The sequence below is a fragment of the Fulvimarina uroteuthidis genome, assembly GCF_034321785.1.
Taxonomy (GTDB): domain Bacteria; phylum Pseudomonadota; class Alphaproteobacteria; order Rhizobiales; family Rhizobiaceae; genus Fulvimarina; species Fulvimarina uroteuthidis.
Genome location: NZ_JAXLPB010000002.1, coordinates 881,403 through 898,201, shown reverse-complemented (window position 1 = coordinate 898,201; position 16,799 = coordinate 881,403). Strand labels below are relative to the sequence as shown.

The following is a 16,799-nucleotide window of genomic DNA, read 5'->3' as shown; positions in this document are numbered from 1 at the left end:
AAGCAACATGCTACGGGTAACAGAAATCCGGCACGGCCATTCCGATCCGGATGAATTGGCACACGCATTCGGCGGAGTCATTGGCGGCGAGGTCGATGTGATTTGGCTACGCGGTTTCGTCTCTCCAGAGATTTGTGCCGCCATTGCGCAAAGGTTCGACGCATCTGACGAAGCAAAGCCACGCGCTGACAATGTTCCGGGAATTATGGTGGGCGAGTCACACTATTTCAAAAGTCCCGATGATTATTATCAGCGCTGTCACGACACGGTCGCAGCCGTTGAAGGCCTCTTCGAAGGCATCAGTCCCGTTCGCGAGTTTTATAAACAGATCGCTGACGGCTTAAATCTGACAATTCGCCCTGCCCGGCATGATGGTGGCGAAGCCCTTCATACCCGTGCAATTGAATGGAAGGACAAGTCCGACGACGATTTTCTTCTCCAGCCGCATGACGATGTCTCGCAGGTTTTCTGTGAACGGAACGATAACTGGGAAATAAGTGAAATCGGCACGCTGGTTGCCATTAACTTCTACGCACGTTGTGAAGCTGGCCAAGGAATGCTTCGGGTCTACGACCTTCGTCATTCTCCAGAGATCGCAAAACAAATCGGCTTGGAATGTAAGGGCTATCCCTATCCACCTGAGATGATCGCGGGCGCTGATCTGTTCGATGTTCCTGTCGCCAGCGGCGATTTTGCCATCATCAATGGTGCTTTGATCCATGGCGTTCTTAAAAGTAATGGCGGGCGTATCGTTCTAAACTCATTCATCGGCGACGTGAGTGAACGTGAATTCATCTATTGGACCTAGCACGCCGCTCCGAAAGCACGGCGCCAGCTGAAAAGCTGGGAAGGCTAAATTCCATGTCGGCGTGCTGTCGACGAAATCAGACGCAGGCCGTGTTCGCTCTTGGCAATGATCCGAAGCTTCGCATTGTCCGTCCAGCAACGACGACGGCCCGTCTCCACAAGCGAAAGTCGGGAAACTTCGTGACTGTGAGTATAACTATCCATACTCACAGTCTCTTACGTCAGATCAGGCCCAACAAAGTGGTACCCGTCGGGTGCTTACGCTGGAGATGCTTCGTGACGTGTGGATCGGCTCTGGCGTCACGAGCCGATCCTCGACGGCAGACCGGATCGCGCCGGGAAACGTTTCGGCTCCATCGCTGCCGATCCCTCTCGGCGACAGAAGTGGCTCATCCTTTTTGGCGAGGCGAGCGATCGGCAGCTTCCGACCCATCACCGCCGTTCAGGATGTCATGGTTCGAACGGAAAAGCGGGCGTCCAATCATGAAACGGATCTCGGCCCGAACGACATCGCCATGTCGTACTCCGTCACCGACGTCGCCGGGCTCAACGCCATCAGCCGCAAGGTCATCGGCAACGCTGCGCACGCGGCTGCCGGCATGGCCAAATGGCAGCCGCCGGTCGTTGCCGGCGATCGGCCGGGCGTCGGCATGACGATGTTCGGCGTCACGACCACCTGCGTCGACCGGATCCGCGAGCGGCTCGGCGACGCGTTCGAGAGCTATGTCTTCCACGCCACCGGCACCGGCGGCCAGTCGATGGAGAAGCTCGCAGAATCGGGCCTGATCGCCGGCATGATCGACGTCACCACGACGGAGGTGCCGGATTTCCTGATGGGCGGCGTCTTCCCCTGCACAAAGGACCGGTTCGGCGCGGTCGCGCGGACGCGATTGCCCTATGTCGGTTCGGTCGGCGCCGTCGACATGGTGAATTTCGGCGCCCGTGAGACCGTTCCGGACAAGTACCGGGATCGCAATTTCTATGTCCACAACCCGCAGGTGACGCTCATGCGCACGACGCCGCAGGAGAATGCGGCGATCGGGCGCTGGATCGTCGAGCGGCTGAACCGGTGTGAGGGCGAGGTGCGCTTCCTTCTGCCTCTGGCGGGCGTGTCGGCGATCGACGCGCCGGGCATGCCGTTCCATGACCCGAAAGCGGACGACGCCTTGTTCGAGGCGATCCGTTCCACCTTCATCGTCACTGCCAAGCGCAAGCTCATCGAGCTTCCCCTGAACGTCAACGATCCGGCCTTCGCCGATGCGGTGGTCGCAGAGTTCCGAAAGATCGCATCATGAACGAAACAGCATCCATCCGGCCCGGCGGGCGCGCCGGCCGCCCCACCCGCCGCGAGCTTCTGGCGAAGTTCCACGACATGGCCGCGCGCGGCATTCCCATCATCGGGGGCGGCGCGGGGACCGGCCTGTCGGCCAAATGCGAGGAGGCCGGCGGCATCGACCTGATCGTCATCTACAATTCCGGCCGATACCGCATGGCGGGACGCGGCTCTCTCGCCGGCGTCCTCGCCTACGGCAACGCCAACGAGATCGTTCTCGACATGGCCCGCGAGGTGCTTCCCGTCGTCCGGCACACGCCGGTGCTGGCCGGGGTGAACGGCACGGACCCGTTCGTCATCATGGACTGCCATCTCGACCGGCTGAAGGCACTCGGCTTTGCCGGCGTACAGAATTTCCCGACGGTGGGCCTGATCGACGGGGTGTTCCGGCAGAACCTGGAGGAAACCGGAATGAGCTACAGCCTGGAGGTCGACATGATCCGGCTGGCGGCCGAGAAGGACATGCTGACGACGCCCTATGTGTTCTCGGCCGAGGAGGCGGTCGCAATGGCCGAGGCCGGGGCCGATATTCTGGTCGCCCACATGGGGCTGACCACCGGTGGCGCCATCGGCGCGGAGACGGCGCGCACCCTCGACGACTGCATCGGCGACATCGACGCCTGGGCCTTGGCCGCGAGGGCGGTGCGCAAGGACATCCTGATCCTGTGCCATGGGGGGCCGATCGCCAACCCCGAAGACGCCGAATACGTCCTGCGCAGCACGCAGGGCTGCAACGGCTTCTACGGCGCCAGCTCGATGGAGCGGCTGCCGACCGAGACGGCGCTGATCGACCAGACGAAACGCTTCAAGCAACTGACCTTCTGAAGGAAGACCCCATGGCCAAGGCCTTCGCCAGCACCATCGTCGACGCTCCGGTCGAGGTCGTCTGGAGCGTCATTCGCGATTTCAACGCCATGCCGAGCTGGAACCCGGCGATTACGCGCAGCGACATCGAGAACGGTCTCGACGCGGACGTCGTGGGGTGCATCCGCTCCTTCGCTCTTGCCGACGGGACGGCCGTGCGCGAGCGCCTCTTGTCGCTGGACGACAGCCGCTATGGCTTCACCTACAATTTCGAGACGCCGGCCTTTCCCGTCACGAACTATCTGGCAGGGATGGAGCTCATTCCCGAAACGAAGTCGGACCGGACCTTCGTTCGGTGGTGGGCGGAGTTCGACGAGCAGCCCGGTGATGCCGGCAAGTATGTCGACATCGTGTCCAACGATGTCTTCGCCGCCGGGCTGAAGGCGCTGGCCGGCAGGGTCGCCGGCATCGCCCGGCCGGCCGATACGCAGCGCTGGCAGGGCCTGCGCCCGGCCAAGGTGTTCACTTCGAGCCTGATCGCCGCGCCGATCGAGACCGTGTGGGCGACGATGCGCGATTTCAGCGGCATGGGCGGATGGCACGAGGACATCACCCGGATGCACATGCGAGACGGCGCGCGCCCGAACAAGATCTCGGGCGTGCGCGACTTTCTCTTCGGCGAAGGCGCGCTCTGGGAGCAGCTCACCTACCTCTCCGATACGGAGCACGCGTTCCGCTACCGCATCCTGAAGAGCCCGATGCCGTGGCTCAACTACCATGCGGGCGCGCGTCTCTATCCGGTGACCGACAACGGCCAGACCTTCGCCGTCTGGACGGCCGACTGGACGGCAACGGCGCAGGACGATCTCACGCTCATCCCGACCGTGCATGAGACCGTGTTCCAGAAAGCGTTCGACACGCTGGAGAAGCAGCTCCGCCGCGTGTAGCGCCCGGCGCCCCGAGACGTGCCCCGACGCCTGCCCGCGCGGCGGAACGGTCGAAGGATTGGCGAGACATGGCAACGAGCAGCGCCATCGTGGCAAAGCCCGGAAACGCCGGCTTGCGACGCTTCTCCAATCGGAGCGGAGCGGGAGGTGGCGGCTTTCGCCCATGGCCGCATGAAAGCCGGGTGCAAGGTCATCGAACCTTGCCTCAACCCTCGTCCACGGCATTGAGCGCAGGTCGGTCCCGACCATGCGGGTAAAGAGTCGGAGCATCAAAAGAAGACATTGCGCTATTCAGTCCAGTTTCGAACAAGCCAGGCTATCGGTTCCGCGATCTGGTGTGGCAGATTTGCTTAGGACATTTAATTCTCGTGGCGATACGTTCGATATCGAATCACTGACGAAATAGCGCGACGTCTGCCGACTCGCGAATACTTGGCGAAGGAACATCCGGTGTGCTACTTGTGTAATCACTTCAACAAGCAGGAGTCAGGACTTTGGCTCAGCACACTCGACAACCGGTTCATGGCAAGTGACGCGTCCTTGAATGCTGGTGCGCTTCAAAGCCCGACGAATGCGGGCTCCGGGTTCAACAACGTCTATATCGACGCCCTCATCTGGGGAGCGAACAGTTGGCGGACGGATACCGGGCCGATTACATACTATTTTGCCGATCAATCGGACGTTTCGGACACTGTCGGGCCGATCGCCTTCTTCAATTCCCTGGCGGACGATCCGACCGACAGGCCGCCGCAGACGGCGCTCATGGACCCCTGGTCGAATGACGAAAAAGCCGCATTCACCCAGGCATTCGATCTGTTCGCGGCCGTAACGCCCCTGCGGTTTGAAGAAGCCGCGTCCCTGGCTGAGGCGAACATCGTGGAGTGGCAGGCCGGTATCGACCTTTTGACGGACAAGACGGCCGGTTTTCATCTGGGACCCAACGGGACGAGCCCGTTCCCATCGAACCCCAATCAGGTCTACGGCATCTTCAATCAAGACCTGCCGCAATGGGCCGAGTTGCAACGTGGTGGCGATGGGTTCAACACGATCATCCATGAGCTCGGCCACGGCATGGGGCTGGCTCATCCGCATGACGGCGGCGACCGGGCCGATGCAACGACGTTTCCCCTGGTCACAGGTGATGAAGACATCGGCGACGGGCAGAATCAGGCGCCGTTCACGGTGATGTCCTACATCACGAATCTCGCTTCGGTGTTCGGCGCGGCAAATCCGGTCTATGGCAATCTTGGAGGCCTGGGCGCACTCGACGTCGCTGCGCTGCAGACGATCTACGGCGTGAACAGAGACTACCGGACCGAGGATAACACCTACGGACTCGGCACCGAAAATGGACCCGGCGCGTTCTGGACGACCCTTTGGGATACCGGGGGCATCGACACGATCGACAACTCCACCTCCTCCGTCCGCTCGCTCATCGACCTTCGCGAGGCGCCCCTTACCGGACCCAGCGCCGGCGGCTACCTTTCACTGAATGAGGGCGTTCAAGGCGGCTTTACGATCGCCAACGGCGTTGTCATCGAGAACGCGATCGGCGGTTCGGGCGCTGATCGCATCATTGCCAACAATGCCGACAATCGGATTGTCGCCGGCGCGGGCGACGACATCGTTCAGACACGGGTCGGGGCTGATGTGGTCGACGGCGGTCGCGGCACGGATATGCTCGTTCTGACCATTGCCGGCACGGGGATGCAAACCGGCATCGCCTCGGACGGTCGCGCTCTGCTGTCCTACGACGGCGGATCCGCCCTTCTCTCCAGTGTCGAGCTCGTTCAAACGGTCGATGGCATCCGCCTCGTTCAAGCACCGCCCCCCCAGCCCAACGCCATTCCCTTCGACGAGGTTTTCTACCTGCAGGAAAACCTCGACGTCGCGAACGCCGTCTCCGCCGGAGCGTTCAAATCCGGACTGGAGCATTTCCGCCTGTTCGGAGAGCGTGAAGGCCGGGATGCTGTTCCGTTGTTCGATACGAAATCGTACCTTGCATCCAACGCCGACGTTGCGGCCGCCGTAAAGAACGGCAGCGTGACGGCCTATGATCATTATCTTCAGTTCGGCGCGCGAGAAGGACGCGCTGCGTCGACGTTCTTCGATACTGAAACCTATTTCGGCCAGAACCCTGACGTCGCGGCCGCCGGCATGAATCCGCTGCAGCATCTCTACTGGTTCGGTGTTGCCGAGGAGCGCCTGCTCGGCACGGCGCCCGTCGAGATTGCATGAACCTCGACGGCCGCCCGCGCGGTCAGCCCGGAACGTCGAAGCTTTCGCCAGCAACGAGCGGACGGAACCGAGCGCGAGCGATGCCCTGTGCGTCCAGCGCGGCATGCAGACTGTCGCGCGGATCGGTGATCGCTTCGTCGGTCAGCTGGAATGTCGCCCAATGGTGGCCGACCGCATAGGCGGCATCGAGAAGCGTGAAGCCCACAACGGCCTCTTCGGGGTTCTGATGGACGGGGCGCATGAACCAGCGCGGCTCGTAGGCTCCGATGGGCAGAAGGGCGAGGCGAACGGGACCGTGCCGGGCGCGGGCGTCGCGATAGTTCCGCCCGCCGGCAAATCCCGTGTCGCCGACATGATAGATCCGCCCGGCGGGCCCTTCGATCATGAAGGACGACCAGAGCGCCATGCGCCGGTCCGTCACGCCGCGCGCCGACCAGTGATGCGTCGGCTCGCAATGAATGCGCAGCGGTCCGATGGCGTGAACATCGCCCCAATCCTGTGCGACGATGCGCATGCCCGGCGCCCGTTCGCGGATGATGGTATCGTTGCCGAGCGGGGTACAGACCACGGGATCATCGCGATGGGCCAGTCTTGCGAGCGTATCGAGATCCATATGGTCGTAATGGTTGTGGCTGAGGAGGACCAGATGGATCGGCGGCAGGTCGTCGAAGGCGATGCCTGGGTCGCTGACGCGGTGCGGGCCGGCAAAGCCGAAGGGCGAGGCGCGTTGCGAGAAGACCGGGTCGGTCAGGATGTTGACCCCCGACACCTGTATCAGAAGCGTCGCGTGGCCGATCATCGTGACCCGCAAGGCGTTTCCCGTCAGACGCTCCGGCGTGTCCGGCGGCGTCAAGGCCGGCTGCGGCCAGCGGCTCGGCCAGTCGGCCCGCCCCCCGCCCAGCTTCCAGCGCAGCAGGTCCGAGAATCCGGACGGCTCATCGCCGGCGGGATTGAAGAAAAGGCGGCCGTCGAAATGGTCGCTGGGCGGACCGCCATAATAGGGGTTGCCGCCGAAAGCCCTGGTCGCGGTGAGACCCCCGCCGAGCGCGATGCCGGTAAGGCCCAGGATCTTCAGTACGCTTCGCCGGTTCATCATTCCATTCCGTGCCGTCGTCCTTCGGCTCGACTTACGGCAACGACCGCCCGCAGTCGATGCGGGTTTGCGTCACGCCGGGCTTTCGGCGGACAATGCCGGGGGTGAACGGCGACGCCGGTTCGATCCGGCGGTTTTCTTGGCGGCTGCGGCGTCGACCGGCAACCCGCTTCGGGGACCGGCCGGCGTCTGCGACGCGCGCTTCTGCGAGCTTGGACAACAAGCTGCGGTCTGGAGGCGGCGATCCGCACCGCGAGCCGGGACGACGGGCGGCGATCGCCATCGCCCTCGCGATCAGCCGAGGCCGTTTCCCGGGCTCGGCAAGCCGTTTGGATGGCAAGTGCGGGCCGCGAACCGATGCTCGTCAGCCGAGGATCAGATCGTCCGTCCGGCCTTCCGCGAAACCGAACCGGACGAAGTGCAGCGCCGCCGCATCCTCGTCATACCCGCCCGATCCGTTGGAAAAGGCGGCCCGGAGATCGGCATAGTTCGCGGCATATTGCCTGGCGTCGAAACTGTCCGCCAGCCGGCCTTCACGATAGCCGTTCTCGACGAAGTGACGCGTCGCGGCGTCTTCGTTGGTCCCGAATGCCACGATCAGGTCGGCGTGGCTTGCGGTATATTCGATCGCGTCGAAGGTCGACCGCCGACCCTCGCCAAATCCGCTGGCGATGAAATGGCGCGCCGCGGCGGCCTCGTTCGTGCCGAAGGCCGTGATCAGGTCGGTGTAGCTTGCCGTGTATTCCATCGCGTCGAAGGTCACCTGCCGGCCCTCGGCCATGCCGCTGGTGATGAAGTGACCCGCCGAGGCGGCCTCGTTCAGCCCGAAGGCCCTGATCAGGTCGGCATGGCTCGCCGTATACGCCAGCGCATCGAAGGTCGCCTGCCGGCCCTCGGCAAATCCATGGGCGAGGAAGTGGCCAAGTGCGGCCTCGCCATTGGTGCCGAAAGCGGTGATCAGATCGCGATGGCTCGCGACATATTCGAGAACGTTCGGGACATCGCCGGCCGCGACGACGCGATCGGCGAACTGGAACCGTTCGATGCCGACGGTGCGGTCGGTGCCCTCGCCCGAGGCGGTCGTCACCACGATCTGGCCCTGCACGTCGAGGAGGCCGTACCGGTTCGCGGTTCCGCCATAGGAGGCCGTGTCGACCCCCTCGCCGCCGACGAGCAGGTCGTTGCCGCCGCCACCGACCAGAACGTCGTTGCCGCCGAAGCCTTCGATCACGTCGTTGCCGGCCCGCCCCACGATCGTGTCGTCGCGCGTCTCGCCGAGATAGAAGGCGCCGGTGCTTTCGCGTCCCGGCATCCTGTCCTGCACCACGCCCGCATGGGCGTCGAAGATGACGACGGAATCCGGCCCCATCGCCTCATAGAAGCTCGAGACCGCCAGCCGGCCGAGCGCGTCGAAGGCGAGGTCGGCCCGATTGTGGGCGTATTCGTCGTAAGGGTGTCGGCCATCGTAGTTGCCGGCCATGTATTCCGACGTCGCCAGAACCAGATTGTCGAGGCTGGACGGGTTGTCGCCATGGTTGGCGATCACCCGGTAGATCGGATCGTTCTCGAAGCCGAAATTCAGGATGCCGCTGGCGTTCGAGATGTTGGGCGAGGCGAAGGCGACGAATTGCGCCCCCGCGAACGTGCCGCCATAGGCGCTGGATGCGATGGAGGCGAGCTGGTTGGCTGCGCCGGCACCGAGGCTTGCCCCGGTGAACCCGAATTCGGTCCCGGCCGGCGCGGCTGCCGCGACGGCGCTCAGGAGCGGCCGGAAATTGTCGATATAGGTGCCGGAGACCAGCTGCGGGAAATAAAGGGCATCGCCCTGGTCGTCCGTTCCGCGAAACGAAACGATCACGAAATTGCCCTGCTGCAGCACGATGGCGCTGGCGCTGCCATTGGTGAAGTAGTTGCCGTCCTGATATTGCGGCGCGATCCCCAGCTGCGCAGGCGCGACGACGCTCCATCCGGGCGGTATGGCGCCGCCCGAGAACGCGGCGAGCGCGGCCTGGCCCGCAATGTTCACGTTGGAAAGCGTGGTGTCGAAACCGGAGAGCAAAGCCATGGAAACATCCTCGAGAGCGAGCGGTTCGCTTGATGTTACGACCATGCCGACAAGATGCTAAGGGCGTTTTAAAAAAATCGCTTCAGTCGATCGCGTTGCGAACGATTTGCGGCATCCACCGAACGTTTCGGTGGGCGCCCGGGAGGTCAGCGAAGCCCGCCGCCAGATGGCAGCGAGGCCGGTTTCCCGGCCTCGCGCGTCGTGCTTATTCGGCCGCCTGGGGCTTGTCTTCGGCATGGCTGCCGGAGGTCGCCTGTGGCGTCTTGCCCGTCACCGGCACGCCGTTCGGGTCGTATCCGGCATCCGCATTGGCCTCGTTCCAGGCCTTGCGGACTCCGGCCTCGTAGTCCGGGTGCACCCGCTTCAGATGGCCGAACCAACGCTCGGCGATCGGACCGGGAACACCGGCCATCGCGCCGCCCATGTTGGCGTAGAGGCGCTGGCGCTCCTCCTCGTTCATGACCTTCATGACGAGGTCCGTGACCTGCTTGTAGTCGTCATAGGCGGTGTGGTCGTAGCGGGCCGCATCGCCCGAGATCCGCAGGGGCGGCTCCTGCGCCGAACGGTCCTCGACGGCCGCGCCTTCGTCCGCATAGGAATTCGGCTCGTAATAGGCGTTCTCGTTGCCGGACCGAATGCCGCCATAGACGTTCATCGTGCCGTCCTTGTGGTAGTTGTGCACCTCCACCTTGGGACGGTTCACCGGGATCGTCTCGTAATGGGTGCCGAGCCGGTAACGGTGGGCGTCGGCATAGGAGAAGATCCGCGCCTGGAGCATCTTGTCGGGCGAGAAGGAGATGCCCGGGACGATGTTGGACGGCGAGAACGCCGCGTTCTCGATCTCGGCGAAATAATTGTCCGCGTTGCGGTTGAGCTCGATATAGCCGACGTCGATCATCGGGAACTGGTCGTGCGGCCAGACCTTGGTCAGATCGAACGGATTGAACTCGCAAGTCTCGGCTTCCAGTTCCGGCATGATCTGGATCTGGAACTTCCAGCGCGGATAGTTGCCGCTCTCGATCGTGTTGAACAGGCGCTCCTGATAGCCCTCGCGCGTCTTGCCGATGATCGTCTCGGCCTCGGCGTTCGACAACCAGTCGTGGCCCTGCTGGGTCTTGTAGTGGAACTTCACCCAATAGCGTTCGCCGGCATCGTTCCACAGCGAGAAGGTGTGCGAACCGTAGCCGTTCATGTGCATGGGCGATTCCGGCAGGCCACGGTCGGACATCAGGATCGTCACTTGGTGCAGGGCTTCCGGCGAAAGGCCCCAGAAGTCGAACATGGCGGTCGGCGAGCGCATGTTGGTCTTCGGATGGCGCTTCTGGGTGTGGATGAAGTCCGGGAACTTGTAGGGATCGCGAACGAAGAAGACCGGCGTGTTGTTGCCGACCATGTCCCAGTTGCCGTCCTCGGTGTAGAACTTCAGCGAGAAGCCGCGCACGTCGCGCTCGTGATCGGCCGCGCCCGATTCGCCGGCGACGGTCGAGAAGCGCGCGAGCATCGGCGTTTCCACGCCCAGCTGCAGGCACTTGGCCTTCGTGTATTTCGAGATGTCCTCGGTGATCACCATCTTGCCGTGGGCACCCCAGCCCTTGGCGTGCACGGTGCGCTCGGGAATGCGCTCGCGGTTCTGATGGGCCAGCTTCTCGATCAGCTGGTAGTCCTGGATGAGCAGCGGCCCGCGTTCGCCGGCGGACAGGGAATCCTGATTGTTCGGCCAGGGCGCTCCGGCCGTCGTTCTCAGAGTTTTGCGATCAGCCATGAGGCCTCCTTCGATCGGTTGACAGGCGCGCAGTCCTTGCGCGCAAAACTTGTTTGCCCAATATGCAGCCGACGATCGATAATCGCCAATCGTATTTTGTTCGCTATCCTATTGGATTATCTTATCGACATGATGACGATGCGCCAACTCCGCTATTTCCAGGCCCTGTCCGAGACCCTGCATTTCGGCAATGCGGCGCGGCAGCTCAACATCAGCCAGCCGGCGCTCTCGACCCAGATCGCGCAGATGGAGAGCTATCTGGGCACCGAACTCTTTTCCCGCGCGGCCTCCGGCGTCACGCTCACGGCGGACGGCAACTTCATCGCGGGCCGCGTGCGCCGCATACTCGCCGATGTCGCGGATCTCGAGAGCCTGGCCGATCGCGGCGCCTCGATCCTGTCCGGGCGCCTCAGGGTGGGCATGATCGCGACGGTCGCCCCTTATCTGTTGCCCAAGCTTCTGCCGATCGCCGCGCAGCAGTTTCCCGATCTCGACTGCGAGATCCGCGAGAGCGTCACCGACCGGCTGGTCGCCGACCTTCACGACGGCGATATCGACTGCGCGATCGTGGCGCTTCCCATCGACGACGCCCGGATCGCGACCGTGCCCTTGGTGGAGGACGTGTTCAGCCTCGCGATCCCGATGTCCGAAATCGGACGGTTTCGCAGCCCGGTGCCGCCGCAGCTTCTGGCCAGCGAACGGATGATCCTCCTGGAGGAAGGCCATTGCATGCGCTCGCAAGCCCTGGAGATCTGCGCCGTCACCGATCGCCACAACCGCGCAAGGCTTGGCGCGACGAGCCTGACCACGATCCTTCGCATGGTCGCGGGCGGCCTCGGCACGACGCTCATCCCGTCGATCGCGATCGACGACGAGACCCGGGCCGGCGGCATCGCCATCCTGCCGATCGCCGCACCCGTTCCCTCGCGCCATCTGGTTCTCGCCTTTCGGCCGACGACGATCCGGGCCGCCGACATCTCGGCCTTCGCCGAATTGATCCGGCAGGTTCTGCAATGAGCCGCCGCCCATGACCGAGAAGCCTTCGGCCAGGCGTTGCGAATGTCGGGACGTCCGCGAAGAAGGCATGCGCCGACGGCGCCGCCTGTCCTTCAAAGCCTGTCCGCTTGCAGGCTCAACCGCGCGAAGTCCGACTGGCATGCGCCGAGCGCCGTCTCGCCGCCGCGCGAGCGCAGGTGGCGTCGCTTCTCGCCGGATTTCAGCGTGATCTCGTCCGTCGCGGGATCGCGCAGGGCCGCCCAGAGCGCGTCGAAATCGGCGGCGCACGAAGGGCAGTCGGTGACTCCGACGCCGGCAAAGTCGTGGCGGACGCCGAAGATGCGTTCGCCGACGATGACGGAGGAAATGGTCCTCGGCGCCGGGTCGCGCCCGTCGACCACCATGGACAGGACGGCGCCCCCGCCATGGTGCTGCGAGACGCATTCGATCGACAGGCGGCTGTTGTCCCCCGTCAACCGGTAGGTCGTGCCCGTGGCATCGGCGCTGACGGTCCAGTCGCTCGGCGCGTCCGACCGGGCCTGCGATCCTGCCGGCATGGCGGAGCCGGCAATGATCGCGGCCGCGACGCCGAGCCCTGAAGCCAACCGCGCGATCATCGCCATCGCGCCGGCATCGCGCGACGATCCGGCGTCAACGAGCCGACCGGTCGCGCAGAAGATACGCGTCCGGCTCACCGGGTCTCGCCGCCCGGCGCAGGGGCCGCGGTTTCGCGCCGCGGCGGCTCGGCGTTCTTGTAAGGGGCTTCGCCGAAGCTGAACGGCTTGGTCTTCGACCAGGGCTCGACCGTGTCCTGATATTCGGCCGGAACCTGCTCGATCGTCATCGCATCGAGGGATACGGTCGTGCCCCACCTGTTCGCATCGGGGTCGGCGCCGATGCTCTTGACGTACGCCACGAGCTGCCAGAGCGCAGCGTCCGGGATCATGCGTCCGTAGGACGGCATTCCGTTCGGGCGGCCCTGCTTGATCGTCAGGAAGATCTCGGCGGGTTCGTCGCCGTAGATGTAGACGTCGTTCGAGAGCGACGGCCCCATGCCGCCCGAGCCGTTCGGCGCGTGGCAGCCGATGCAGTTCATCGAGTTGAAATAGTCCATGCCGGCCTCGGCCGCCGCCCGGTCCATCGGCGGCACCACGATCTCGGGGCCGCCCGCGATCGTGCCGGGCATGATCGTGTTGATGTCGACGCCGAGAAGCGTCTCGGGATCGGGCGCGCTTGCGGAGCGCTCCTGCGCCTGCGTCTCGCCGGCCGTCGGCGCGGGACCGGTGGCGTTGCTTCCCTCCCCGATCGCCTCGCCCTCCTCCGTCACCCGCAGGTCGGCGGGCGCGGCTGGCGCCGCCTCGCCCTGGGCCAGACGGATCAGGGGATCGTCCGCGGCAAGAACCGGGCTTGCGCCGGCGGACAGGCCGCAAAGCGCCGCGACCACGGCGCCGCGAAGCGCTTTCGATCGCCGTCCCGATAGCCCGCTGTTGGAAACCGGCATGACGCACCTTCCTTCCTCTGTTTCGGTTCGTGCCACGCCCCGGCAAGCCGGGCCGAAGCGGTTCGCGGCTTCACACGCGCGGAATGCCATAGCGCTCGAGCAAGGCGTCGATCGTCCCGCGCTCGCGCTCGATGATCCGGTTGAGGCGGTCCTTCAGCGCATGATCGTCCGTGCGGACGCCCATGCCGATCGGGAACTGGAAGACCAGGGGCAGCAGGCTCTCGGTCTTCTCGAGCGGCGTGACGGTCAACGGAACGTCGGACATCCTGGCATAATAGCCGCCCAGCGGCCCCCAGACGATGGCGATATCGATCGTGCCGGCGGCGACATCGCGCACGATACGCGAGGGCGGCGCGTCTTCCCGGTAGTCGCCGTAGATCGTGTAGCCGACGACGTTGTCGACGATGCCCAGATCGCCGAGCACATGGGCCGCGGGCGTGTTCGCGCCGTCGTCGCCGATCAGATGGACGCCGATGGAAAGATCGCGCAGCGCCGGATCGGTCAGCGTTGCGACACCGACAGCGTCTTCCGTCCGGCTGACGATCACATAGGTGGAATTGTAATAGGCCTGCGTCGGCGTCAGCACGTCGAGCGGGGGAATGCCCATGACCACGTCGCAGACGCCCGCGTTCAGCGTGTTGCGCAGGAACCCACGCCGCTCGGCCCACCAGGTATATTCGATCCTCGCCCCCAGATCCCTTGCGACGATGTTCGCGAGCGCGTTCTCGAAACCCTGTTCCCTGTCGTTGGAGAACGGCAGATTGTTCGGATCGGCGCACACGCGAAGGACGGGCTGAGGGGCTCGGCGATCGGATTTCACAGGTCCGCCGAACCCGGATCCGGGTTCGGCCGCCTCGGCAAGCCCGGACTTCGACGCTGTCCCGGCATGATCGCTCCACGACCCCTCTCCCGCCTGCGCCAAGGCCGAGGCCAAGCCTTGCGGCGCGGCGATGGCGGCCGTCAGGACGAGCGCAAGACGCCGCACGATCCCGGCCAGCTTCGGCATGCCAGCCGGCCGCGACGCATCACTGCGCCGCCGCGCCATCCCTGGCCTCCTTGCTCTCGCCGCCGCCCGGCGACGCGTCCCCCGCCTGCGGCTGCGCAACTTCCGGGTGAGCGCCCGCCTCCTGCCGATCACCGGCATCCGGCAGAGCGAACACCATCAGCGTCGACCCGCCCGTGGTGTAAGCCGGCAAATCCTGCATCGCGCCGACGAAACCGAGGGCACCGTTGCGCACCCGGCCATCGAGTTCGGCGGTCGCGACCGCACCCGCCCAGCCGCCGACCCCGGACATGATCGCGACATATTGCCGTCCGTCCGAACCCATGAAGGTGGAGGGCTGGCCGATGATGCCGGACGGGGCCCGGAACTGCCAGAGGATCTCGCCGTTCCGCGCGTCCACCGCCTTGAACCACCGGTCCATCGTTCCGTAGAAGGCGACGTCTCCGGCGGTGGCGACGGTGCCCGAATAGACGGGAAATTCTTCCCTGATCTGCCAGGCCGGCATCCGCTTGACGAGGTCCCACGCCATGAACTGGCCCCGCGTGCCCTCGTCGGTGCCGGCATACATGTCGACCGTCGCGCCGAGATAGGGCGTGCCGCTGATATAGCTGACGTCGGACGTCGTCATCGAGGCGCAGAGCGTCTGGTGCGGCACGTAGAGAAGCCTGGTGCGCGGCGAATAGGCCGTCGGCTGCCAGTCCTTGGCGCCGGGCGGGGCCGGGCAGATGTCGGTGATCGTCTTGCCGAGAACCGGATCCTTCTCCGCAACGGGAATGAGCTTTCCCGTCTCCATGTCGACGCCCTCGTAGACGGTGACCTTGTCGAACGGATCGGCCGAGATCACCTTGCCGCTCGTGCGGTCGAGAACGTACATGAAGCCGTTTCGGCCGGGCCGCACGGCGGTCTTGCGGGTTTCGCCGTCGATCTCGAGATCGAGAAGCAGCACTTCGTTGACGCCGTCATGGTCCCACAGATCGTGCGGCGAGGTCTGGTAGGCCCATTTCGCCTGGCCCGTATCGGGATCGCGGGCGAAGATCGTCGCCGTCCAGAGATTGTCGCCCTTGCGCTGATTGGAGTTCCACGGCCCCGGATTGCCGGTGCCGTAATAGACGAGATCGAGCTCGGGATCGTAGGTGATCCAGCCCCAGGCCGTTCCGCCGCCGGTCTTCCAGCGATCTCTCGGCCAGGTCTTCACGCCGAGATCGGTGCCCTCCATCCATGGATAGGGTGCTTCGAAGTCCTCGCCGATCAGCACCTCCGCGTCCGTTCCCGTGTGCATCGCCTGCCAGACGATGTCGCCGGTCTCGACGTCGAGCGCCGTCATCCAGCCGCGCACGCCCATCTCGCCGCCGGAATTGCCGACCAGCACCTTGTCCTTCACGACCAGCGGCGCCATCGTCATCGTCTGGCCGTTGGAGATCTCGCCGAGCTTGATGTTCCAGACGAGCTCGCCCGTTTTGGCGTCGACCGCGACGGTATGACTGTCGAGCGTGTTGTAGATGATCTTGCCGCTTGCGTAGGTCGCCCCCCGGTTGACGACGTCGCAGCAGGCAACGCCTTGCGCGGCCCGCTCGGTCGGCGGCTTGAACGCCCATTTCAGATCGCCCGTCGTCGCATCCAGCGCGAACAGATTGTTCGGCCAGGGGCTGACGATGTAGAGGAGACCGTCGACGACGAGCGGTATCGATTCCTGCCCGCGATTGATGCCGTTCGAGAACGTCCAGGCGAGCTGGAGATCGCCGACATTCTCGGTGTTGATCTGGTCGAGTTCGCTGTAGCGCATGCCGTCATAGGTCTTTGACGGCATGATCCACTGGTTCGGGTCCTTGCTGAGCTCCGCCAGATCCTCCGCCCCTTGCGCCTGCGAAGCACCCTGCGAAGTTCCCGACGGATCGGATCCCGCCCGGGGCGCGCCGGCGCCGGCGGCATCCGCGCCTCGGGTTTCGGCACCCTCGCCTTGCGCCGTCGAGCCTGCACCGGGCGCCGCGCGATCGGTGGCGGGCGTCTGCCGCGCCGCCTCGCCGTCCTGCGCGCTCGCTCCCGTCAGCGACAGAGCAAGGCAGAGCCCGATCGCCGCCGTCGCTCCGAGGCCCGATTCGAGACGATGCGCCCGACGCGACCGGATGAAGGATGGCATAAGGACACCTCGCCGCAGGAGTGTCGGTCACGAAGGTCGAAACCGTTTGAAAGGAAAGCGTGTGGCAAGGCAGGCGCCTGTTCAAGTGGATGGGCGTCAGTCTTGCCGCGAAG

At 64.7% G+C, this 16,799-nt stretch carries 12 protein-coding genes and 2 pseudogenes; 6 read left to right on the top strand and 8 right to left on the bottom strand.

Annotated elements, in window-relative coordinates:
• The first annotated feature begins 7 nt into the window (after nucleotides 1–7).
• Nucleotides 8–808, top strand: coding sequence for a hypothetical protein (locus tag U0C82_RS08960; RefSeq protein WP_322186724.1), 801 nt, complete (start codon nucleotides 8–10; stop codon nucleotides 806–808).
• Nucleotides 809–1,067: 259 nt separating this feature from the next.
• On the opposite strand, the pseudogene U0C82_RS08955 reads toward U0C82_RS08960, so the two are convergent.
• A pseudogene (locus U0C82_RS08955) lies at nucleotides 1,068–1,204 on the bottom strand (IS6 family transposase); the annotation flags it as partial.
• Between U0C82_RS08955 and U0C82_RS08950 the strand changes: the two are divergent.
• The 4 genes and pseudogenes from U0C82_RS08950 to U0C82_RS08935 all read left to right on the top strand — a co-directional run.
• Nucleotides 1,191–2,102, top strand: a pseudogene (locus tag U0C82_RS08950) (Tm-1-like ATP-binding domain-containing protein); the annotation flags it as partial. The pseudogenes U0C82_RS08955 and U0C82_RS08950 sit on opposite strands and share 14 nt — an antisense overlap.
• Nucleotides 2,099–2,965 (top strand): phosphoenolpyruvate hydrolase family protein, encoded by an 867-nt coding sequence (locus U0C82_RS08945; RefSeq protein WP_322186722.1) that lies wholly within the window; start codon nucleotides 2,099–2,101, stop codon nucleotides 2,963–2,965. The pseudogene U0C82_RS08950 and the gene U0C82_RS08945, both read left to right, overlap by 4 nt.
• An 11-nt stretch (nucleotides 2,966–2,976) precedes the next feature.
• Nucleotides 2,977–3,891, top strand: a complete 915-nt coding sequence (locus U0C82_RS08940) for an SRPBCC family protein (protein WP_322186721.1) — start codon at nucleotides 2,977–2,979, stop codon at nucleotides 3,889–3,891.
• Nucleotides 3,892–4,323: 432 nt separating this feature from the next.
• A complete protein-coding gene (locus tag U0C82_RS08935) occupies nucleotides 4,324–6,129 on the top strand; it encodes a M10 family metallopeptidase (protein WP_322186720.1) in 1,806 nt (601 codons plus the stop codon).
• Nucleotides 6,130–6,151: 22 nt separating this feature from the next.
• Here U0C82_RS08935 and U0C82_RS08930 read toward each other — a convergent pair whose 3' ends face one another.
• From U0C82_RS08930 to U0C82_RS08920, 3 genes are all read right to left on the bottom strand, one after another.
• On the bottom strand, nucleotides 6,152–7,222 hold the full coding sequence (locus tag U0C82_RS08930; RefSeq protein WP_322186719.1) for an MBL fold metallo-hydrolase: 1,071 nt from the start codon (nucleotides 7,220–7,222) through the stop codon (nucleotides 6,152–6,154).
• A 364-nt stretch (nucleotides 7,223–7,586) separates the two neighbouring features.
• Nucleotides 7,587–9,287 carry a calcium-binding protein gene (locus U0C82_RS08925; protein ID WP_322186718.1) on the bottom strand — a complete coding sequence of 567 codons (1,701 nt, stop codon included), beginning with the start codon at nucleotides 9,285–9,287 and terminating at the stop codon, nucleotides 7,587–7,589.
• A gap of 205 nt (nucleotides 9,288–9,492) precedes the next feature.
• Nucleotides 9,493–11,049: a catalase gene (locus U0C82_RS08920; RefSeq protein WP_322186717.1), complete on the bottom strand. Its 1,557-nt coding sequence runs from the start codon at nucleotides 11,047–11,049 to the stop codon at nucleotides 9,493–9,495.
• Between the two features lie 129 nt (nucleotides 11,050–11,178).
• Between U0C82_RS08920 and U0C82_RS08915 the strand changes: the two genes are divergently transcribed.
• On the top strand, nucleotides 11,179–12,066 hold the full coding sequence (locus U0C82_RS08915; protein WP_322186716.1) for a hydrogen peroxide-inducible genes activator: 888 nt from the start codon (nucleotides 11,179–11,181) through the stop codon (nucleotides 12,064–12,066).
• A gap of 92 nt (nucleotides 12,067–12,158) precedes the next feature.
• On the opposite strand, the gene U0C82_RS08910 is transcribed toward U0C82_RS08915, so the two are convergent.
• The 4 genes from U0C82_RS08910 to U0C82_RS08895 all read right to left on the bottom strand — a co-directional run bounded on the left by U0C82_RS08910 (nucleotide 12,159) and on the right by U0C82_RS08895 (nucleotide 16,686).
• The gene (locus U0C82_RS08910) at nucleotides 12,159–12,740 is read right to left on the bottom strand and encodes a hypothetical protein (RefSeq protein ID WP_322186715.1); all 582 of its coding nucleotides are present in this window, start codon (nucleotides 12,738–12,740) and stop codon (nucleotides 12,159–12,161) included.
• Nucleotides 12,737–13,546 (bottom strand): c-type cytochrome, encoded by an 810-nt coding sequence (locus tag U0C82_RS08905; protein WP_322186714.1) that lies wholly within the window; start codon nucleotides 13,544–13,546, stop codon nucleotides 12,737–12,739. The genes U0C82_RS08910 and U0C82_RS08905 overlap by 4 nt, the downstream gene beginning before the upstream one ends.
• Nucleotides 13,547–13,616: 70 nt before the next feature.
• Nucleotides 13,617–14,552, bottom strand: coding sequence for a substrate-binding domain-containing protein (locus tag U0C82_RS08900; protein WP_322186713.1), 936 nt, complete (start codon nucleotides 14,550–14,552; stop codon nucleotides 13,617–13,619).
• Nucleotides 14,553–14,571: 19 nt separating this feature from the next.
• Nucleotides 14,572–16,686, bottom strand: a complete 2,115-nt coding sequence (locus U0C82_RS08895; protein ID WP_322186712.1) for a PQQ-dependent dehydrogenase, methanol/ethanol family — start codon at nucleotides 16,684–16,686, stop codon at nucleotides 14,572–14,574.
• Between the last annotated feature and the right edge of the window lie 113 nt (nucleotides 16,687–16,799).